The following is a 21,338-nucleotide window of genomic DNA, read 5'->3' as shown; positions in this document are numbered from 1 at the left end:
TTAAAGGTAATTCGGGGACACCTAGAAGATAATTAAAAGTGTCCCCGAATTAGACACCTTTTAGTTGTATTCAAACGGTATCAAATGATATCAAGAAAAAAGAAAAACCCCGTAAACAGTACAGTTTGCGGGGTTTTGATTCAATTTGATATGTTAAAAGTACTCGAGGCGGGACTTGAACCCGCACATCCGAAAATACTGGATTTTGAATCCAGCGCGTCTACCGATTCCGCCACTCGAGCAAGTGGACGGCAAAATTATAAAAAAATTATCATTCACAACATAAAATCAAACATTTTAATCTTAAAAATCTGGAAGTTCTAAATAGATGTCAAAAATGGGGGATTTCCCCTATATCTTAATTAAAGATTTCGATTCAACTTTAACGAGTTAATACAGTTGTACCTCACATTCATTTTCCACCCACCCTACTTGCTAAATTTCAACTATGAGAGATGATAGTTTAATCCGTATTGCTGAATTTTTATTTTTAATCAGTAGCATAGCTTTAGTAATATTTATAGTGCTAAAGCTTACTGCTTAAAAATTTAAAATGCTTCTGACTATATAATTTCAGGTTGTAACTTTGAATTTTGAATTCACCTTACCAAGAAACTTACTTTCAGAAAGATTGACTATTTGTTAATTAGCACTACTATTTTACCCTCCAAAAATAGACATAGATATCACAGCTTAAATTCAATAACAAAAAGGAAATTTTCTTTTTTGTCCAATGGGACTGAAAAATTCTTTTATATTAAATTAGAACTTAAAATAGCGCCATTCCTTTAGGAGCTTACACTTCCCTACAAGTATAATTTCTTTCAGGTCTGGCGCTTAAATAATACTTTCATATCTAAAGCTCTACAAATTTAATAAGCTTCACGTAATTATATTACGGCTTCCCGTAAATTTGATACATCCAAAAACACCAAAAATAGTTGATGGGGTAGCTCAATAAATTATTGGACTAGGAAAATAAATTTCATTTATGAATTTAACTCTCCACGAAAAGATTTTTTGATCTTCAGCGGGTTTAACCGCGAGCATGGTTTTGGAAGCCGAGATCTATATTTAAGTACTAAGTTATAAAATGGGGATTGGGGTCTATCCAAAAATTTGGGAGAAAGAATCAATTCAGATATAACGGATTGTTGTTTGTTTATAGATTTAATACCAAGCAGCCTTTGTTTTGCAAGTAAAAGAAATAAAATAAAACCGAAGCAATTCAGTTCCTTAGAGGAATTCATAAGAGTATAGAATACTTACAACAATGAGCAGAGTAAAACTTATAAAACCCCATTTACGCTAAACCAATTCTTACAATGAAGATAAAATCTCCCTCAAAATATATTTTTTTAGAGGTATTAATTTATCTCTAAAATCAATGAAATCATATTTTTGCAAACTCTATAATAAATTGTAATTTCGGGTCTTATCACCCCCACTATATGTCTGAATTTTGGTTATATTTTAGATTAGGTCTAGAACATGTTTTAGATTGGTTGGCCTACGATCATATTTTATTTATTGTCGTTTTGGTTGCAGCCTACTCATTTAGCAGCTGGAAACGAGTTTTATGGCTAGTAAGCATTTTTACTCTTGGGCACACGCTCTCCCTGTTTTTGGCAGTGTATGACGTGGTAAGAGTAAATGCCACTTGGGTGGAGCTATTAATAGCCTTAACGATCCTCTTTACAGCATTTTATAATATACTTTCTGCCAAGAAAAGAGAGCATCAAAGAAATATTAATGTTCTCTATTTTAGCACGGCTTTCTTCGGAATAATACACGGGTTAGGCTTTTCGAGATATTTTAAAATGATCTTCCCAGATTCTTCTAGTAAGTTTTTTCCGCTTTTAGAATTCGCTCTTGGGATTGAAGCAGCGCAAATTATCGTGGTGATCTCTGTCTTAATAGCATCTTTTATTCTTCAAAATGTGCTTCGGGTAACCAGAAGAGACTGGATTTTAGTAATTTCAGCAATTGTAATTGGTGTTTTATTACCTATTTTAAAAGATACTATTCTAGCCGTTTGGTAAAAATTTAACGCCTATAAATTGTTTTAATCCTTGTCTTACAATATTTTAGCAAGCTTTTTGTTTTGATGCTTAACTATAATATTGAGAAAGAATTTATTTAAAAAAATGCAGAAAGAAAAGCAGTTAAAATTTGATAAAGCTTATTTAAGAATAGCAAATGAATGGGGTAAACTTTCACATTGTAAACGCAAACAAGTTGGTGCGCTTATTGTGAAAGATAGAATGATTATTTCCGACGGATATAATGGTACTCCTTCAGGTTTTGAAAATTACTGTGAAGATGATGAAGGCTATACAAAGTGGTATGTACTGCACGCGGAAGCTAATGCGATTTTAAAGGTTGCCTCCTCTACACAATCTTGTCAAGGCGCAACACTTTACATAACCATGTCTCCTTGTAAGGAATGCAGTAAATTGATTCATCAAGCGGGTATTACCAGAATTGTGTACGAAATTGGATATAAAGACAACACCGGATTAGAGTTTTTAGAAAAAGCCGGAATAGAATTAAACCAGGTAACAGAACTAGACAATTGAAGAAAAAACACAAAATATATCTCCCTTTATTACTGGGACTAGCTTGTGCCGTAGGAGTTCTACTTGGCTCAAAGTTAGATTTTACCCCAGACCAAAAAGGGCTTTTTTCTTCTAATGCCAAAAAAGAAAAACTCAATAGGCTTATAGATTATATAGACTACGAGTATGTAGATGATGTAAATACAGATAGTATTGTAGATGTCACTGTAAATAGGATTTTGGAAAATCTAGATCCGCATTCTGTATATATCCCCAAAAATGAATATGCCGGAGTAACCGAAAATATGCAAGGGGATTTTGTGGGGATTGGGGTGAGTTTTTACAATGTACAAGACACCATCGTTGTAATCCAAGCAATGACGGGTGGGCCTAGCGAGAAGTTAGGAATTAAAGGGGGAGATAGGATTCTATACGCTAACGACAAACAACTTTATAGCAAGCAAATAAGCAATGATTCTATTATTGCCCAATTAAAAGGCGCAGAGGATTCCAGAGTTACACTTACTGTTTTACGCAAAGGCTTAAAAAACCTTTTAAAATTTAATGTAACCAGATCTAGAGTTCCATTAAAAAGTGTGGACGCTGCTTACATGCTGAATTCTGATTTGGGATATATAAAAGTAAATCGTTTCTCTGAAACTACTTACCAAGAATTTAAAACAGGTCTTAATAAATTAAAAAAACAGGGCGCTACTCAAATTGCTATTGATCTTAGGGATAATCCAGGAGGATACCTTTCAGAAGCTATTAATATTGTTGATGAATTTTTAGAAGACGGGCAGTTAATTTTATTTACCAAGAATAAGAAAGGTGATATCGAAGAAACTTTTTCTAATAAAAAAGGAGCTTTTGAGAAGAATAAGCTTTTCGTTCTCATTAATGAAAACTCAGCTTCTGCAAGTGAAATTGTTGCGGGTGCTTTTCAAGATAACGACCGCGGGACTATTATTGGAAGACGCTCTTATGGAAAAGGCCTTGTGCAAAGAGAGATGGAATTAGGAGATGGAAGCGCAGTGAGGTTAACTATTGCAAGATATTACACTCCAACAGGAAGATCGATTCAGAAATCTTATGAAATGGGAAATGAAGCCTATTTTAACGACTATATCCTAAGATATAAAAACGGGGAAATGGCAACTGCAGATAGTATTCATGTAACCGATTCCTTACGTTACGTAACTCCTGGCGGCAAAATTGTGTATGGTGGAGGAGGAATAATTCCAGATATCTTCGTAGCCAAAAACACCGACATGGAGCGAGAAAATATTACCTATGCTCTTAGAATGGGCCTTTTTAGTCGATTTGTTTTTGAAGAATTAGAAAAAAACCGAGCTTTTTACAACGATCTTTCATGGAATGAGTTTTACACCGGCGATGTAGTTACAGATGAGACTGCCGAGAACTTTTTAGCGTACATGAAAAGTCAGAATGTACCAATGAAGATTAATAATTATCAACCACTTTTAAAGAAATATATAAAATCAGTTATGGCAGAACAACTTTTTGGAACGAATGAATTTCAACGGATTATTAATGAAAATGACCGAATTATTGACAAAGTCATTGAATTATCATTAACAAACTAGTATATTCGTAGACACTGTGGATGCTTACAACGACTATACGGCCATTTTTCTTTTACTCTCTCCTTTGTTCTTTTACATTGTAGCGGTGAGCTTTCGTCTATTGGATAACAGTGCGCTATTATTTTTACAAAAAGAAATTTTGGTAGATTCCTCAAATGTTTCATTAGGGGCGATTAAAAGTCAAATAGATTCTTCAGCAGATATTGAATTCAAATCTAAACTTAAAAAAGCATTAATATACAGAAAGCTTCATAGGGTATTTATTATCTTAATGATCGCTTCTCTTCCTGTTACAGTGGTTACATATTTCACCTTATTTTACTCCTAATAAATTTTTAAAGAACATTTAATTACGGTTAAAATCTCTCAAAAATATTTTCCGGGGCCTTTACAATTATTTGAATTTCAATGATTTAAAGCTATATTAATCAAGCCTTTTTTATTATACTATTAATAAAAACAGCAATTTCAGGAGATAAATAGATTAGGTCTTAGGCCTTTTTATTTTGAGAAACCTAGAGTTGAATGGAATAATTTATGCTGCTCAATTGAAAATCGAAATTGTAAGATAATTCCTTCGTAACTAGTTTAAGGCGTGGGTTTTATCTTACGCATTAAATGATCTCTTTCAGAAAAAAAGCAGCAACCATTACTTGCCCTAATTTTTGTCTTTAACTTTATGATCAATCGCTTTAGATGTCAACAAAATTGAAAGCAAAACGATGACACATGCTGCACATACAATTCCAATAAGTGCGATTGCACTATCTTCACTTAGTATATCATTAAAATTTAAAACTGTTACATTATAGGCGATAACACCAACAGATAGCGCTATTAGTAAGTAGATAAATATTTTCATTTAAATAAATTCTGAATGTTAGTAGCAAATAATTTTACCGCGATAGCTAATAAAATTACACCAAATATTTTTCGGATTACGTTGATTCCTTGTTTTCCTAAAAAACGTTCGATCTTTCCTGATGATTTTAGCACTAAGTAAACAAAGATGATATTAATTACAATTGCAACAATAATGTTGACCGTTTCATATTCTGACCTTAGAGATAATAAAGTAGTCATAGTCCCGGCACCAGCAATAAGAGGGAAGGCCAAAGGAACCACTGCAGAGGTTTCTGGCGTCTCATCTTTATAGAGTGTTATTCCAAGAATCATTTCCAGTGCTAGAAAAAACAAGATAAAAGAACCTGCAACTGCAAAAGAGTTCACATCTATTCCTATAAGTTTTAAGATCTCTGCTCCCACGAAAAGAAACATCACCATTAATATACCTGCGACAATAGAAGCTTTTTCGCTTTGAATATGCCCCGCTTTTTTCTTTAAATCTATAACTATTGGGATGCTTCCAATAATATCTATTACAGCAAATAAGATCATGCTGGCAGTACCAATTTCTCGAATATCAAGTTTCATAACAACAAACATTAAAATAGTCGCAAAATTACGCTTAAAATACAGAAAGCAAATAAATTCTTAAAGAAATTTACAAAAGCATCAATCCCTAAAAAAGCCATCCTAAAGAGGTTATAAATTCAGTTTATATAATATCTTTGCGCCTATGTTCCAAATAGGTAAAACAATCGTTTCTGAAGATATAATCCAAAAGGATTTTGTGTGCAATCTTGCTGCTTGCAAAGGAGCCTGTTGTATAGACGGCGATGCCGGCGCACCTTTAGATGCCGCCGAAACCAAAATTCTCCAGGATATTTATCCGAAGGTAAAACCATTCCTAAGAAAAGAAGGTATAGAAGCTATAGAGCGTCAAGGAACTTTTGTAACCACGGAAGATGGGGAGTTAGAAACGCCACTTATAAATGGAGCAGATTGTGCTTACGTAACCTTTGACAATAGAGGAACTGCTTTATGCGGAATTGAAGAAGCGTATAATCAAGGTGAGATAGACTGGAAAAAGCCTGTTTCCTGTCATTTATATCCGGTTAGAGTTCAGGATTATTCTGAATTTGCCGCAGTAAACTACCACCACTGGCATATTTGCGATGATGCTTGTACTCTGGGAAAAGAACTTCAAGTACCTGTTTACAAATTTGTTAAACAAGCTTTAATTAGAAAATTTGGAGAAGACTGGTATGGCGAACTTGAAGAAACTGCGCAGAAATTAAATAAATAAAACCTTCTCTTTTCAAAATAAAGAACCTCGGGGCAAGCCCGCCCGAACGGTAAGGGCGGGCCCACGAGATATGTCCCGATGCTTCGGGAGGAAAATACTTTTAAAAATTCGAGGCAAGCTCGCCTGAACGTATCGGGCAGGCCTCGGGGAACCTGCCCAGCCGATCAGGCGGGTTAAACCCTCAATGAGGGATTAAAACGTTTTCAATTGTTGTCAATATTTAGAATTGTACCCCAAATTCATAGTTTAAAATTAATTTCTTGTTAAAGTAATATATCAATACTTATAATTCTAAGTTAATTATAATTGATAGTTATAATTAGGTCTGTATTTTCGCAATAATATACTACCCTACACTATTTTAGTATTCCCTCCTTCCCCCTTTTTTTACTTTATCATATTGAATTTAAATCGTGTTTAGATTTTTTTTAGCGCACTTGCTATTTTGATAACCTAATATCTTACTATTTCTCGTGAAATTTTAATATTTAAAAAGATCTAGCGGTTTTTAATCTTGGCTATTTTATTCTTCTAGCAAATAACTCTTTCGCTACTTCCTTTTAATCTCTCCAAAATTCATTTCCATATATTGTTAAAATTTAGACTAACAAAAGGTAATTGTTAATAGCTTCAAAAGAAGCTTGTATCAGTCTGTTTTAAAGGGATTACCATGTATTTACCCCCGTTCGGTTCGTTTTTATCCATAGTCTTCAATTAACTGATTTTCAATTACTTAACTTTGTTTTTTAGCGTTATTTTAAGAACTTAAAAATAGACACCTGTTAAAAACTTTGTTGAAAACGTTTATCTATTTTCCTTTCAAAATCTAATAGATTTTTCAATATTTGTTTGAACGAGTATTTCACGTTAGATCACAATAAAAAAACCACTATTCTATGTCACAACTTGAACCCATTTTACAAGAGAACAAAGATCGATTTGTAATTTTTCCAATTAAACATCACGATATTTGGGATTGGTATAAAAAAATGGAAGCCAGTTTTTGGACTGCTGAAGAGATTGATCTTCACCAAGATCTTTCAGACTGGAATAACAAGTTGAGTGCAGATGAGCGCTATTTCATAAAACATATTCTTGCCTTTTTTGCTGCTTCAGATGGAATTGTTAATGAAAATCTTGCCGAGAATTTCGTGAATGAAGTTCAATACGCCGAAGCTAAATTCTTTTATGGTTTTCAGATCATGATGGAAAACATACATTCTGAAACTTACTCTCTACTTATAGATACGTATGTGAAGGATGAAAAAGAAAAAGATCAATTATTTAATGCGATTGAGGTTTTCCCGGCTATTAAGAAAAAAGCAGATTGGGCTTTACAATGGATAGAATCTGATTCTTTTGCTGAAAGATTGATCGCATTTGCTGCTGTAGAAGGAATCTTCTTCTCTGGTGCATTTTGCTCTATCTTCTGGTTAAAGAAACGTGGATTGATGCCTGGATTAACTTTCTCTAACGAATTAATATCTCGTGACGAAGGCGTTCACTGTGACTTTGCAGTGCATTTACACCAACATCACATCGTGAATAAAGTTCCAAAAGAACGTATTCGCGAAATACTTACAGATGCTTTAACTATCGAACGTGAGTTTATCACGGAATCTTTACCAGCAAGTCTTATTGGCATGAACTCTAAATTAATGACAGAATATCTGGAATTTGTTGCAGATAGATTGTTAGTAGAGTTTGGCTGTGAAAAAGAATATGGTAGTGCAAATCCATTCGACTTTATGGATATGATTAACCTACAAGGAAAAACAAACTTCTTTGAAAAACGTGTAGGGGAATATCAAAAAGCTGGTGTAATGAATAAAGACAAAGACACAGACAAAATAAGTTTTGACGCCGATTTTTAATCAAGCGTTATTTTCCGGATTCAATCGTGCCCCCCAACACGGTTGTAGCCGGTAATTGAATAAACCCATTAAGTTATTCGAATTCCTAAATCTGAGAACTTACTTCTCTCTAGGACCATTCGGTTTCATTATAAATTTCTGTTTGCTTTAAGTTTCTTCTTATAGCAGACCCATTAAAACCATAAGCCTATGTATGTACAAAAAAGAGACGGCCATAAGGAGCCCGTTATGTTCGACAAAATTACTGCCCGAATTAAAAAACTTTGTTATGGTTTAAATGAACTGGTGGATCCGCTTAAGGTTGCAATGCGTGTTATTGAAGGTTTATATGATGGTGTTACCACAAGTGAATTAGATAATCTGGCCGCAGAAGTTTCTGCAACCATGACTACTTCTCACCCGGATTACGCCAAACTTGCTGCAAGAATTTCTGTATCTAACCTGCACAAGAATACCAAGAAAACATTTTCTGAGGTGATGACAGATCTTCATCAATATGTGAATCCTAGAACGGGGAAAGATGCCCCTCTTTTAGCAGATGAGGTGCAAAAAGTGATTCAGGAAAACAAAGAATTACTGGATTCTACCATTATATACAATCGCGATTTCAATTACGATTACTTCGGATTTAAAACATTAGAGCGTTCCTATTTATTAAAATTGAACGGAAAAATAGCAGAACGTCCGCAGCATATGCTAATGCGTGTTTCTGTGGGTATTCATATAGATGATATTGATGCAGCTATTGAAACTTACGACTTGATGTCTAAAAAGTTCTTTACTCATGCAACGCCAACCTTATTCAACTCTGGAACGCCAAAACCACAAATGTCATCTTGCTTTTTACTTACCATGAAAGATGATAGCATAGATGGTATTTACGATACTTTGAAGCAAACCGCTAAGATCTCACAATCTGCCGGTGGAATTGGGCTATCTATCCATAATGTTCGTGCAACAGGATCTTATATTTCTGGAACAAATGGAACTTCCAACGGGATTGTACCTATGCTTAGAGTATTTAACGATACTGCAAGATATGTAGATCAAGGTGGAGGAAAACGTAAAGGTTCCTTTGCAATGTATGTAGAACCATGGCATGCAGATATCTTCGATTTCTTAGATCTTAAAAAGAATCACGGAAAAGAAGAAATGCGTGCAAGAGATCTATTTTATGCGATGTGGATCCCAGACCTTTTCATGCAACGTGTAGAAAAAGATGGAGATTGGACCCTAATGTGCCCAAATGAATGTCCTGGACTTTTCGATATCTATGGAGATGAATTCGAGGCATTATATCATAAATACGAAGCAGAAGGAAAAGGCAGAAAATCTATCAAGGCTCGTGAGTTATGGGAGAAGATCCTAGAATCTCAAATTGAGACTGGAACTCCTTACATGTTGTACAAAGATGCAGCAAACAGAAAATCCAATCAGAAGAACCTTGGAACTATAAGATCTTCCAACCTCTGTACAGAGATCATGGAATATACCAGCCCAGATGAAGTTGCGGTCTGCAACCTGGCTTCTATCGCTTTACCAATGTTTATAAAGGGCAATGAATTTGATCATAAAGAACTTTATAAGATCACTAAACGTGTGATCAAGAATTTAAACAAGGTAATAGACAGAAACTACTACCCTGTTAAAGAAGCAGAAAACTCTAATGTCCGTCACCGTCCTGTTGGATTAGGTGTACAAGGATTAGCAGATGCTTTTATAAAATTAAGAATGCCATTTACCAGTGACGAGGCTAAAGCTTTAAACCAAGAAATATTCGAAACACTTTATTTCGCATCGGTTACAGCTTCTATGGAACTGGCTATTGAAGAAGGACCATATTCTACATACGAAGGGTCTCCAATGAGTAAAGGAGAATTCCAATACAATATGTGGGGAATTAAGGATGAAGATCTTAGCGGACGTTGGGATTGGAAAAAACTGCGCAAGCAAGTGCTTAAAAATGGAGTAAGAAACTCTCTTTTAATGGCGCCAATGCCTACAGCTTCTACCTCTCAGATCCTTGGAAACAATGAAGCTTTTGAGCCTTATACTTCTAACATCTATACCAGAAGAGTTCTATCAGGGGAATTTATAGTAGTGAACAAACACTTATTAGAAGATCTTGTAGAGCGTAATCTTTGGACAGAAGATGTGAAAAATGCCATTTTGCGTGCTAATGGATCTGTACAAGGAATAGACATTATCCCTCAAGACCTTAAGGAACTTTACAAAACTGTATGGGAATTAAGTATGAAGGATATAATAGATATGTCCAGACAACGTGGGTATTTCATAGATCAGTCTCAATCGCTTAATTTGTTCATGGAAAATGCAAACAACAGTAAGTTAACCTCCATGCACTTTTACGCATGGAAGAGCGGACTTAAAACTGGAATGTATTATCTAAGAACTAAGAGTGCAGTAGATGCTATTAAGTTTACTCTTTCTAAAGAAACTAAGAAAGAGCCAGTATTAGAATCTTATGCAGAACTAGCACAACCAGATGAAGTTGTTCCGGTAAAAGCAAAAGCAGAACCACAAACCACACCGAAACCTGCAGCAATTGTTGCAGAAGGAGACGCACTTTCTCCAGATGAACTTCGCGATTTAATTGCTCAAGCCAAAGAAGGCGAAGATGATGATTGTCTAATGTGTGGATCTTAAAATTTAAATTTACCCCCCCCGGACTAATATAAAGTCCAAAGTTAATTAAAGGGAAGTATTCGCAAGTTTACTTCCCTTTTTTATTGCTTTTATAATCAGTGGATTGGGCGTTACCCTTTCGGGTCGGGCTTTCGCACCTCGCTTCCCGAATAAAAATCGGGAGAGCTCAAACAAATAGCTCAATCCCTAACGCAACCTTTTAAACATGATGAATTGGGAAGAACTTCTGAATGATTTCAAATAACAAATAAAAGGATTTGAAAAAAATCTGCGGTTTTCTGCGAAATCTGCGGGAAAAAACCATAAAAAATCATGATTTAGGAACAATTCCTTTCCTTAAAACGATATGGGATACAAATAAAAGCTTGAGCAAAGAACAAAGTAAACAAGTATAGGTTTTGAAGTAGATTGCAACTTAAGTGCCGTTGTAGAAATAAAATTAGCCCGCAGATTTCGCTGATATACGCAGAAAAGTAAACTAATAATATGGATAAAAATGAAATTTCTTATAAAATTAGAGGTTCCATTTTTAATGTTTATGATAATTTGGGGCCTGGCCTTTTAGAATCTGTTTATGTGGCAGCCATAAATTTGAACTTAGAAAAGAAGGTCTGAAAGTCAACAGAGAAGTTCCTGTTCCAGTTTACTATGAGGGTGAAAAATCAGAAGTAGGATTCAGGTTAGATCTTTTAATTGAAGAGAAAGTAATTATTGAAGTGAAATCAGTAGAAAATTTAGCTGAGGTTCATCACAAACAAACGATCACCTATTTAAAGCTCACAAAATTAAAATTAGCTATTTTAGTGAACTTTAATGTTGATAACATAACTTCCGGAATTTATAGAAAAGTGAATGGATTGTAAAATCTGCGGTTTTCTGCGAAATCTGTGGGAAAATATAATAACAAAATGATGAATTGGGAACAATCCCTTTTCTTAAAATGATATGGGAATATAAATAAAAGCTTGAGCAAAGAGCAAAGTAAACAAGTATAGGTTTTGAAGTAGATTGCAACTTAAGTGCCGTTGTAGAAATAAAATTAGCCCGCAGATTTCGCTATATACGCAGAAAAATAAACTAATAATATGGATGAAAATGAAATTTCTTTTAAAATTAGAGGTGCCATTTTTAAGGTTTATAATAATTTGGGGCCTGGCCTTTTAGAATCTGTTTATGTGGCAGCCATACAATTTGAACTTAGAAAAGAAGGTCTGAAAGTCAACAGAGAAGTTCCTGTTCCAGTTTACTATGAGGGTGAAAAATTAGAAGTAGGATTTAGGTTAGATTTGTTAATTGAAGACAAAGTTATCATTGAAGTGAAATCAGTAGAAAATTTAGCTGAGGTTCATCACAAACAAACGATCACCTATTTAAAGCTCACAAAATTAAAATTAGCTATTTTAGTGAACTTTAACGTAGAAAATATAACTTCAGGTATTTACAGAAAAGTAAATGGGTTGTAAATATCTGCGGAAATCTGCGAAATTCGCGGGAAATAATTATATAACATGATGAATTGGGAACAACTCCTATCTTTAAAACGATATGGAGATACTAATAAAAGATTACGCAAAGAACAAGATGAAACTCGTTTAGGTTTTGAGGTAGACTACGATAGAATTATCTTCTCATCTGCCTTTAGAAGTCTTCAGGACAAAACGCAGGTAATCCCACTTTCTAAAACAGATTTTGTACATACCCGTTTAACCCATAGTTTAGAAGTATCTGTAGTTGGACGTTCCTTAGGAAGACTTGCCGGACAAAAGATCCTGGAAAAACATCCACAGCTAAAGGAAACTCATGCTTACCAAATGAACGATTTTGGAGCTATTGTAGCAGCGGCTTGTTTAGCTCATGATATTGGAAATCCACCTTTTGGTCACTCCGGAGAAAAAGCAATAGGCGAATACTTCAGTCTAGGAAACGGAAAACGCTACAAAGAGCAACTTACAGAAAAGGAATATCAAGATCTTATAAAGTTTGAAGGAAATGCCAACGGCTTTAAGATCCTTACCGAAAATAGACCAGGAATAGAGGGCGGACTCCGTTTATCCTATGCCACATTAGGAGCATTTATAAAGTACCCAAAGGAATCCCTTCCGTATAAACCCACAAAAAATATAGGTGATAAGAAGTTTGGGATTTTTCAAACAGAACAAAAAATATTTGAAGAGATTGCAGAAGAATTAGGTCTAAAAACTGTTAGAAAAGGAGAATTTACAGCATACTCAAGACATCCTCTTGCTTTTTTAGTAGAAGCTGCAGATGATATTTGTTACACCATCATCGATTTTGAAGATGGTATCAATCTTGGATTGATCGATGAAGAATACGCATTAGAGTATCTCATTAAATTAGTGAAAAACAGCATTAACACATCTAAGTATAATTCGCTTACAAATACCGCAGATAGATTAAGCTATTTACGGGCTTTGGCAATTAACACCTTGATCACAGAAGCTGTGGCTATTTTCCTGAAGAATGAAGAAGCTATTTTAAATGGTGAATTTCATGAATCTCTTTTCGATAAAAGCAGTTATGAAGCCCAGATCAAGGATATTATAAAGATCTCTGTAGAACGAATTTATCAAAGTGAAGATGTAATAAATAAGGAAATTGCGGGTTACAAGATGTTATCGTACCTTTTAGATACTTATACTGGAGCCTTTTTACCAGAATCCATCGCATTAGATGACTCCAATTATAATAATTTAGTTAGGAAATCGGTTCCGAAGTTAAAAATACAAGAAGGGCAATCGGTTTATGAAACTTTATTGCAACTATGCACCTACACTGCATCTTTAACAGATGGAATCACCGTTGCTTCCTTCAATAAATACAAAGGCAATAGCATTTAATATACCTTACTCCCTATTATACAAAAACATGAAAAAAACAGCAAGATTATTAAATAGTAAGCGTGATGAGGTCATAGATCAATGGGAAAAAGAAGTTTTACAACAAGTGAAAGCCGCTCCAACCACCAATAAGATTGCACTTCACGATCATGTTCCAAACATTCTGGATGATATTATAGAAATCTTGAATCGTCATGAAAATACCGATGATTACCTTAATGATGAAAAAATCCATCATATAGAAGAAAATAGTATTGAACATGGGAGGCATCGGGCTACTTCTCCTAATTATACCGTAGACCAGATCATTCATGAGTACATGATCTTTCATAACGTGATCATCAAGGTGCTTCACAAGAACGATATTACTGAGGAATCTTTATTTCATCTTATAAAATGTTCCATAGACAAGGCGGTGCTGAATTCAGTATCCTCATTTACTGAATCTATTCAGGAAATGCAGAGTAAATTGATAGGAACCCTAGCACATGACATTAGAAACCCATTAGCCGCTGCAAGAATGGGTATTGAAATGATAAATTATGAAGCTGGCAAGGAAAGACTGGAAAAGGTTAAAAAGATGTCTTACAATAGCGTAAATAAGGCCATAGAGCTAATTGAAGGTCTTTTAGATTCCATTACTGTAAAGGCAGGGGAAGGAATTATGCTTTCCTTTTCTGAAATGGATATAAATGAAAATATCCAGACGGTTTACGAGGAAGCCTGTGAGGTTTTTTCAGAAGAAATAATCTTAGATAAAACAGATGAGCCTATAAATGGCACTTTTGATGGAACTGCCGTTAGGCGTTTACTGGAAAATCTGATTACCAATGCTATAAAATATGGGCATTCTGAAAAGCCGGTAGTTATTAAAATAAAGAACGAGGAAGAATGGCTGAATATCTCTGTACACAATCATGGAGAACCAATACCTATGGATAAACAGGAAGGCATTTTCACCTTTTTACATCATGGAAAACAGCAAAGGGAGAAAAAACTGAAAAGTTATGGAATTGGGCTGACGCTTGTGAAAATGGTTGCTGAAGCGCATGGGGGTTCGGTCGCCCTAAGGAGTGAAAAAGGTTTTGGAACAGAGTTTAAGATAAGATTAAATAAATACAGCAATGTTCCCGGAAAAGTAAGAACATTATTAAATACGGAAGCCTAAGTCAAGAACTTCGGATCGAACCCTCGAGGTATGTCCAGATGGTTTGGGAGGAAAATCCTCTTAAAAATTCGAGGCATCCCGATAGCTACAGAGACGGGGAATTAAACCTTAAATGAGGGATTAAAACTCGTACATCACACCTACACCCAATAATTGTTTAAACTGAATTTTGGGTCCTAAAGTTTCTAAAGTACCATCATCATCAGTATCTTCTTTAAACTTCACATCATCGTCATAAATAAGATGCGAGCCAATATTGGCTTTTACAAATTCATTTACTACCAGATTCAATTTTAGTTCCCAGTCTACATCTATATTTCCGAACTTATTAAGGTAGTCTGTATAAAAACTGACCTGATTATCCAGGTTCACATTGTTAAAAACCTCTTTACTAAAACTACTGGTTAGCAATACCCCAACTTCCGTACGTATGTTTTCCCCTTTGGTTATAATTTTTCCAATACTGTCCCGGACAGCTGGAGCAACCCCAAACATTCCCTCGTTAGCCAATCTCTGGTCCAACACAAAAGTAGATTTGTCAGTTAAAGGAGACGCATACACGGTAAGGTCTTCTTTAGGAGCAGTATACTCGGCACCTACACCTAAAAAGATATATCCTGGAGCCATAAAACTGGAGATCGACTTATCTCTTTGTGGATATTTATAACCATCGGCAAACTGCGTTTTAAAATTGAATTTTGCAGAATACCGGAAATTTGAGGTAGAATCTCTTCTATATCCATAGGTTGAATTCAACGAGATCTCATCATCTGTTTTTCTAACTTTTCTCCCTTCTTGAGCATTTAATCCGTAACGAATAGTTGCAGATGTTTTCCAGAGCAAAAGATTCTTTTGTAATTTCCTCTCGAAATTCCCATAAAACAAGGCCGAAATAGAATTGTTACCTCCAGCGTTCCAGTTCACAAAAGCAACTTCACTCATATTTACCCCGAGAGAATTCTTTTTAGACCACATCATCAACATGTCTTGACTCTCTTCCTTAATAGAGTCATTCTTTGCACTATCTACAGAGGTTGTGTCTGAAATTGTTTTTGACAAACGGCTAGCAAAGGAGCTAGAAACCGAAAAAATTAAAACTAATAAAATGGGTAGAAGTGGGGCAAACTTAAATTTCATTATAAATAAGGATACTATTATTTTAAAAAGACATTAATGGTATGAGCTATACTTGTAACGTCCAATTTTACTATTTCATATAATTCTTTCATATTTCCTTGTTCAATAAATTGATCTGGAATTCCCAAACATTTTATCTTGCTGGAATAATTGTGTTTGGCAGCGAACTCTAAAATCGCACTTCCAAATCCCCCAGAAATCGCTCCTTCTTCCACAGTAATCACCTTTTTGAATTTGGAAAATAATTCATGAAGCAATGCTTCGTCTAAAGGTTTTACAAATCCTGCATCATAATGGGCTACTTTATCTTTTGCTTCAATAGATGCTATTGCCAGCTTAACATTTTCAGCAATGGTTCCTAAACTAATTACAGCTACTTCTGTTCCTTCGAGCAGCAACTCTCCCTTACCTATCTCCAACTCTTTAAATTCCTGTTTCCAATCTAATCTAACTCCTCTTCCGCGAGGATACCGAATTGCTATAGGATGTTTTAAGTCTATTTGGGCCGTATACAATAAGTTGCGTAATTCCACCTCATCTCTGGGTGCAGCAATTATTAAATTCGGGACACATCTTAAATAAGCGATATCAAAAATTCCGTGATGCGTAGCGCCATCTTCTCCAACCAAGCCGGCTCTATCCAAGCAAAAGATCACCGGAAGATTCTGTATTGCTACATCATGTATCACCTGATCGTAGGCGCGTTGTAGAAAAGTGGAATAAATAGCACAATACACTATAAATCCTTGAGTAGCCATTCCAGCTGACAAGGTAACCGCGTGTTGCTCTGCTATCCCAACATCGAATGCTCTTTCGGGGAAAGCATCCATCATATATTTTAAGGAGCTACCCGTTGGCATTGCCGGAGTTATCCCAATTATTTTTTCATTCTTTCTGGCTAAGTCAACTAAAGTCAATCCAAAAACATCTTGATATTTTAGAGGTAATCCTGCAGAAATAGATGGCAATAATTCGCCCGTATCTGCAACAAATTTTCCTGGGGCATGATATTTTACCTGATCTTCTTCGGCCTTTTGCAAACCTTTCCCTTTAGTAGTTATTACATGAAGGAATTTTGGACCTTGTATTTTCTTCAATTCTTCAAAAGCCTTTAGTAAGCCTTCAATATCATGACCGTCTACCGGACCAAAATAATTAAAATTCAAGGCTTCAATAATATTGTCCTGTTGTGGCTTATGGCCCACTTTGGCTTTGGTAAGATATTGTTTCAAAGCTCCAACACTAGGATCTATCCCAATGGCATTGTCATTTAGAATTACCAGTAAGTTGGCCTTGCTAACTCCAGCATGATTCAAACCCTCAAAAGCCATCCCGCTGGCAATAGATGCATCACCAACTACGGCAATATGTTGTTTTGAGTACTCTCCTTTTAAATTAGAAGCAATTGCCATTCCCAGTGCAGCAGAGATCGAGGTAGAGGAATGTCCTACTCCAAAAGTATCATATTCACTTTCAGATCTTTTAGGGAATCCGCTTAAACCATGTAATTGCCTATTGGTATCAAATATGTCTCGCCTTCCGGTAAGTATCTTATGCCCATAAGCTTGATGGCCAACATCCCAAACCAAGAGATCATCCGGAGTGTTAAATGCATAATGCAGAGCAATGGTTAGCTCTACAACTCCTAAGCTGGCACCTAAATGTCCCTCTTTAGTGGCTACGATATCTATAATGAATTTACGGAGTTCCTTTGCCAGAACAGGTAATTTTTTCCTAGAAAGTTTGCGTAGATCTAATGGGGAATCAATATTATTTAAAATACTTTTTTCCATGAAAAGCAAAGGTACATTTTGAATTTGTATTTTTGGATATGCAATTGATTTTTGACGACGAGTATTTTATGCGGAAAGCCTTAAATGAGGCTTCTTACGCTTACGAAAAAGGAGAGATTCCTGTTGGAGTAGTGGTTGTGATCAATCAGCAAATAATCGCCCGAGGTCATAACTTTACGGAAATGCTGAATGATGTTACCGCACATGCCGAAATGCAGGCGATCACCGCTGCAGCTAATTTTTTAGGCGGAAAATATCTGAAGGATTGCACCATGTATGTGACCCTGGAACCTTGCCAGATGTGCACTGGAGCGCTGTACTGGAGTCAGCTTTCCCATTTAGTCTTTGCTGCTACAGATCATGAACGTGGCTATAGAAAATTGGGTGGGCAATTACATCCAAAAACCACTGTGAAAAGTGGGGTGATGGAAGAAGAAGCTTCCAAACTTCTTAAACGTTTTTTTATTGAACGCAGAAATTTGAATTAGATCTGTCGTTTTGCGAAGGATGGCAAGCTCACTCAATTGTCATTCCGACGAAGGAGGAATCTCTTATAAATAAACATTCTGCTTCGTTGAGATCCATCGCTTTGCTCAGGATGACAGACTAACTTAATTGTCATTCCGACGAAGGAGGAATCCCATATAAACTGAAATCTTGCTTCATTGAGATGCTGAAATAAATTCAGCATGACGCGCTCATCCTTGGACAGGCAAAGGCAGAGACTAACTTAATTGTCATTCCGATGAAGGAGGAATCTCTTATAAACTGAAATCTTGCTTCATTGAGATGCTGAAATAAATTCAGCATGACGCACTCATCCTTGGACAGGCAAAGGATGACAAGCTCGCTTAATTGTCATTCCGTCGAAGGAGGAATCTCTTATAAATATAAATTCTGCTTCGTTGAGATGCTGAAATAAATTCAGCATGACGCGATCATCCTTGGACAGGCAAAGGACGACAAGCTCGCTTAATTGTCATTCCGACGAAGGAGGAATCCCATATAAACTGAAATCGTGCTTCATTGAGATGCTGAAATAAATTCAGCATGACGCGATCATCCTTGGACAGGCAAAGGACGACAAGCTCGCTTAATTGTCATTCCGACGAAGGAGGAATCTCTTATAAATATAAATTCTGCTTCGTTGAGATGCTGAAATAAATTCAGCATGACGCGATCATCCTTGGACAGGCAAAGGATGACAAGCTCGCTTAATTGTCATTCCGACGCAGGAGGAATCTCTTTAAATCGAAATCTTGCTTCGTTGAGATCCTTCCTGTGTCAGGATGACACTTCTCAGGATGACACCTTAATAAAATAATAGCTTAAACAACTTTCTTAGCATCTTCAGGAATATCCCACATATCTTCCAATTCCTCCAAAGTCTTTCCTTTGGTCTCTGGGATATATTTATAGGTAAAGAATACAATTCCTAGTATGAATACTGAAAAGATAAAGTAAGGTAAGGATCCATTCCAGAAATCACCTCCGTTAATTTTACTTTCAGCAACCATCGGGAAAGATTGGGTTACCAAATAATTTGCTGCCCATTGTGCGGCTACAGCTATAGACATTGCTGTACTTCTTATACTGTTTGGGAACATCTCTGAAAGGATTACCCAAACCACAGGTCCCATAGACATAGCAAAAGAAGCTATAAACATAAGTACACCAATAAGAGAAAGTATTCCTACAGAGTCAGTCATTAGGGTAAAACCTAATAATAGAAATCCTGCTAACATCCCTAAAGATCCTATGTATAATAGAGGTTTTCTACCAAATCTATCTACGGTTGCCATAGCAACAAAAGTGAAAAGTAAGTTTATACCAGCCAGCAATACTTGTTGTAGCAACACGTCGTCTTTTCCAAAGCCTAAGGCTCTTTCAAAGATATCGGCTCCATAATAAAGCACCGCGTTAATTCCTGTGAACTGTTGTAAAACAGACAATACAGTACCTATTACAATAATTCCGAAGATCCCTTTTGCGAAAATATTGAGTTTTAATTTGTTCTGATCTTTATGAAGAGATTTCTCGATCTCCAAAATCTCATTTTCGGCGACATCTGCACCATGAATTCTCGTCAACACTCTTAGAGCATCCTCTCTTAAACCTTTCATAGCAAGCCATCGCGGACTTTTAGGCACAAAGAACAATAAGAACAGAAATGATAAACTTGGAATAAGTTCAGACCAAAACATCGTTCTCCATCCATACTGTATGTTTTCTGCTTCTGTAGCACTATTCCCAATAAAATAGGTTGCTAAGAAAACCACAAAAAACCCAACTACAATTGCCAGTTGGTAATATGTAACTAGAGTTCCTCTAATTTTTGCAGGCGCAATTTCAGCAATATAAGTAGGTGCATTCATTGACGCTATTCCAATTCCTAAACCTCCAATAATTCTAAATACCACCAATAGTGAAACCGATTCTGGTAGAAACGCCGGCAATCCAGATCCCCATGCAGAAATTGAAAATAATATTGCCGCAATTATTAGAGAATACTTTCTACCGATACTTTTACTAATCGGACCAGACAAAATCGCCCCTACAAAACAGCCTATCAAAGCACTTCCAACGACCCAACCTTTCATTCCAGCATCCAAATCGAAATACTGACTGAAATAATACTGAGATCCATTAATTACTCCGGTGTCATACCCAAAGAGTAAACCCCCTAAGGCAGAAACGATGGTGATTAAAATTAGAAATGTTTGGTTTTTCATTGGTTATAGGAATTAGGTAGTATAATGAGTGTTTATAATTTGGTAACTTTGATGTAATCTACGTAAAGTTTTTGAGGTAAGGTGGTATCATCCACAACTGCACCCCCTAAATTCCCTCCAACGGCTAGATTGACCAAGAAATAAAAGGGTTTTCTAAAAGGATAGTGCTTGTCATCATAATCTTTAGGAACAAAAGTGTACAATAATACATCATCTACATAAAATTTGATGTTGTCTTTACTCCAATCTGTTTTAAAAATATGAAAACCATCTTCTATACCATCTATTGTTGTCTTTTTTGTGTTGATGGTATTTCCATGGCTTGCAGGAGTGTGCAGGGAAGTGAATACTTTTCCTGGTTCTTTCCCAACATATTCCATAATATCTATTTCTCCAGAAGCAGGCCATCCTACCTCATCAATATCTGCTCCCAACATCCATAAGGCAGGCCAAAATCCTTTTCCCGTTGCAAGCTTGGCTCTTACCTCAATGCTTCCGTATTGAAATTCTATTTTATCTTTTGTATTAATTTTTCCTGAAAAATATTGATCTCCCTTTTTTATTGCTGTAATAACAAGGTTTCCATCTTCAACTTTCACATAATCTCTATTGTAGATCTGAAGCTCATTATTTCCCCATCCACAAAGATCTGGGCAACCATCACCTTCTTCATAACTCCAATGATCCATGTTCAGGGAATCACCGTCAAAATTATCCTGAAATATCTTTGGTGCACAAGATGTAAACGGCAACAAGCTTATTAGAAGAATTGCTACTTTGTAATTCATGAAATGA

The 21,338-nt window shown here is 35.8% G+C and carries 17 protein-coding genes, 1 tRNA gene and 1 pseudogene; 12 read left to right on the top strand and 7 right to left on the bottom strand.

Annotated features, from left to right (window positions below; translation table 11 throughout):
- Positions 1–160: 160 nt before the first annotated feature.
- Positions 161–242 (bottom strand) — tRNA-Leu (locus tag ES724_RS01435).
- A gap of 1,209 nt (positions 243–1,451) precedes the next feature.
- Between ES724_RS01435 and ES724_RS01430 the strand changes: the two genes are divergently transcribed.
- The 4 genes from ES724_RS01430 (at position 1,452) to ES724_RS16630 (ending at position 4,493) form a co-directional block, all read left to right on the top strand.
- Positions 1,452–2,042, top strand: a complete 591-nt coding sequence (locus ES724_RS01430) for a HupE/UreJ family protein (protein WP_146928552.1) — start codon at positions 1,452–1,454, stop codon at positions 2,040–2,042.
- Positions 2,043–2,147: 105 nt separating this feature from the next.
- Positions 2,148–2,579: a deoxycytidylate deaminase gene (locus ES724_RS01425; RefSeq protein WP_026837143.1), complete on the top strand. Its 432-nt coding sequence runs from the start codon at positions 2,148–2,150 to the stop codon at positions 2,577–2,579.
- Positions 2,576–4,165, top strand: a complete 1,590-nt coding sequence (locus tag ES724_RS01420; protein ID WP_146928549.1) for a S41 family peptidase — start codon at positions 2,576–2,578, stop codon at positions 4,163–4,165. Before ES724_RS01425 ends, ES724_RS01420 begins: the two co-directional genes overlap by 4 nt.
- Positions 4,166–4,304: 139 nt before the next feature.
- Positions 4,305–4,493: a hypothetical protein gene (locus ES724_RS16630; protein WP_231367542.1), complete on the top strand. Its 189-nt coding sequence runs from the start codon at positions 4,305–4,307 to the stop codon at positions 4,491–4,493.
- Between the two features lie 330 nt (positions 4,494–4,823).
- Here ES724_RS16630 and ES724_RS01410 read toward each other — a convergent pair whose 3' ends face one another.
- Positions 4,824–5,027, bottom strand: a complete 204-nt coding sequence (locus tag ES724_RS01410; RefSeq protein WP_146928546.1) for a hypothetical protein — start codon at positions 5,025–5,027, stop codon at positions 4,824–4,826.
- A complete protein-coding gene (locus tag ES724_RS01405) occupies positions 5,024–5,599 on the bottom strand; it encodes a MarC family protein (RefSeq protein WP_146928544.1) in 576 nt (191 codons plus the stop codon). The genes ES724_RS01410 and ES724_RS01405 overlap by 4 nt, the downstream gene beginning before the upstream one ends.
- 145 nt (positions 5,600–5,744) lie before the next feature.
- On the opposite strand from ES724_RS01405, the gene ES724_RS01400 reads away from it, so the two are divergent.
- The 7 genes and pseudogenes from ES724_RS01400 (at position 5,745) to ES724_RS01370 (ending at position 14,881) form a co-directional block, all read left to right on the top strand.
- Complete coding sequence (locus tag ES724_RS01400) at positions 5,745–6,314, top strand: DUF3109 family protein (protein ID WP_026837138.1); 570 nt, start codon at positions 5,745–5,747, stop codon at positions 6,312–6,314.
- Between the two features lie 896 nt (positions 6,315–7,210).
- Complete coding sequence (locus ES724_RS01395) at positions 7,211–8,188, top strand: ribonucleotide-diphosphate reductase subunit beta (protein ID WP_146928541.1); 978 nt, start codon at positions 7,211–7,213, stop codon at positions 8,186–8,188.
- Positions 8,189–8,377: 189 nt separating this feature from the next.
- Positions 8,378–10,855, top strand: a complete 2,478-nt coding sequence (locus ES724_RS01390; RefSeq protein WP_146928538.1) for a ribonucleoside-diphosphate reductase subunit alpha — start codon at positions 8,378–8,380, stop codon at positions 10,853–10,855.
- Positions 10,856–11,341: 486 nt separating this feature from the next.
- Positions 11,342–11,718 (top strand): annotated as a pseudogene (locus ES724_RS01385) (GxxExxY protein).
- Positions 11,719–11,940: 222 nt separating this feature from the next.
- On the top strand, positions 11,941–12,318 hold the full coding sequence (locus ES724_RS01380; protein WP_146928537.1) for a GxxExxY protein: 378 nt from the start codon (positions 11,941–11,943) through the stop codon (positions 12,316–12,318).
- A 48-nt stretch (positions 12,319–12,366) separates the two neighbouring features.
- A complete protein-coding gene (dgt, locus tag ES724_RS01375; RefSeq protein WP_146928981.1) occupies positions 12,367–13,713 on the top strand; it encodes a dGTP triphosphohydrolase in 1,347 nt (448 codons plus the stop codon).
- A gap of 28 nt (positions 13,714–13,741) precedes the next feature.
- A complete protein-coding gene (locus ES724_RS01370; protein ID WP_170249830.1) occupies positions 13,742–14,881 on the top strand; it encodes a sensor histidine kinase in 1,140 nt (379 codons plus the stop codon).
- Between the two features lie 120 nt (positions 14,882–15,001).
- Here ES724_RS01370 and ES724_RS01365 read toward each other — a convergent pair whose 3' ends face one another.
- Together ES724_RS01365 and dxs are read right to left on the bottom strand one after the other, a co-directional pair.
- On the bottom strand, positions 15,002–16,018 hold the full coding sequence (locus ES724_RS01365) for a DUF3078 domain-containing protein (protein ID WP_146928531.1): 1,017 nt from the start codon (positions 16,016–16,018) through the stop codon (positions 15,002–15,004).
- A 17-nt stretch (positions 16,019–16,035) separates the two neighbouring features.
- Positions 16,036–17,811 (bottom strand): 1-deoxy-D-xylulose-5-phosphate synthase, encoded by a 1,776-nt coding sequence (gene dxs, locus ES724_RS01360; protein WP_146928529.1) that lies wholly within the window; start codon positions 17,809–17,811, stop codon positions 16,036–16,038.
- Between the two features lie 38 nt (positions 17,812–17,849).
- On the opposite strand from dxs, the gene ES724_RS01355 reads away from it, so the two are divergent.
- Positions 17,850–18,299, top strand: a complete 450-nt coding sequence (locus ES724_RS01355; RefSeq protein ID WP_146928526.1) for a nucleoside deaminase — start codon at positions 17,850–17,852, stop codon at positions 18,297–18,299.
- Between the two features lie 840 nt (positions 18,300–19,139).
- Here ES724_RS01355 and ES724_RS01350 read toward each other — a convergent pair.
- Together ES724_RS01350 and ES724_RS01345 are read right to left on the bottom strand one after the other, a co-directional pair.
- Positions 19,140–20,543 (bottom strand): sugar porter family MFS transporter, encoded by a 1,404-nt coding sequence (locus ES724_RS01350; RefSeq protein ID WP_146928524.1) that lies wholly within the window; start codon positions 20,541–20,543, stop codon positions 19,140–19,142.
- Between the two features lie 32 nt (positions 20,544–20,575).
- Entirely contained in the window at positions 20,576–21,331 is a 756-nt protein-coding gene (locus ES724_RS01345; protein WP_146928521.1) for a glycoside hydrolase family 16 protein, read from the bottom strand.
- Between the last annotated feature and the right edge of the window lie 7 nt (positions 21,332–21,338).

The organism is Gillisia hiemivivida (assembly GCF_007997295.1).
Lineage (GTDB): Bacteria > Bacteroidota > Bacteroidia > Flavobacteriales > Flavobacteriaceae > Gillisia > Gillisia hiemivivida.
The sequence above is the reverse complement of the archived record's forward strand: the minus strand, read 5'-3'. Positions and strand labels throughout refer to the sequence as shown.

Coding starts and splice junctions, on each gene's coding strand:
- ES724_RS01430 (WP_146928552.1), top strand. CDS start 1,452: ATGTCTGAATTTTGGTTATATTTTAGATTAGGTCTAGAACATGTTTTA.
- ES724_RS01365 (WP_146928531.1), bottom strand. CDS start 16,018: ATGAAATTTAAGTTTGCCCCACTTCTACCCATTTTATTAGTTTTAATT.
- ES724_RS01350 (WP_146928524.1), bottom strand. CDS start 20,543: ATGAAAAACCAAACATTTCTAATTTTAATCACCATCGTTTCTGCCTTA.
- ES724_RS01395 (WP_146928541.1), top strand. CDS start 7,211: ATGTCACAACTTGAACCCATTTTACAAGAGAACAAAGATCGATTTGTA.
- dgt (WP_146928981.1), top strand. CDS start 12,367: ATGAATTGGGAACAACTCCTATCTTTAAAACGATATGGAGATACTAAT.
- ES724_RS01345 (WP_146928521.1), bottom strand. CDS start 21,331: ATGAATTACAAAGTAGCAATTCTTCTAATAAGCTTGTTGCCGTTTACA.
- ES724_RS01400 (WP_026837138.1), top strand. CDS start 5,745: ATGTTCCAAATAGGTAAAACAATCGTTTCTGAAGATATAATCCAAAAG.
- ES724_RS01405 (WP_146928544.1), bottom strand. CDS start 5,599: ATGAAACTTGATATTCGAGAAATTGGTACTGCCAGCATGATCTTATTT.
- dxs (WP_146928529.1), bottom strand. CDS start 17,811: ATGGAAAAAAGTATTTTAAATAATATTGATTCCCCATTAGATCTACGC.
- ES724_RS01425 (WP_026837143.1), top strand. CDS start 2,148: ATGCAGAAAGAAAAGCAGTTAAAATTTGATAAAGCTTATTTAAGAATA.
- ES724_RS01355 (WP_146928526.1), top strand. CDS start 17,850: ATGCAATTGATTTTTGACGACGAGTATTTTATGCGGAAAGCCTTAAAT.
- ES724_RS01410 (WP_146928546.1), bottom strand. CDS start 5,027: ATGAAAATATTTATCTACTTACTAATAGCGCTATCTGTTGGTGTTATC.
- ES724_RS01390 (WP_146928538.1), top strand. CDS start 8,378: ATGTATGTACAAAAAAGAGACGGCCATAAGGAGCCCGTTATGTTCGAC.
- ES724_RS01380 (WP_146928537.1), top strand. CDS start 11,941: ATGGATGAAAATGAAATTTCTTTTAAAATTAGAGGTGCCATTTTTAAG.
- ES724_RS01370 (WP_170249830.1), top strand. CDS start 13,742: ATGAAAAAAACAGCAAGATTATTAAATAGTAAGCGTGATGAGGTCATA.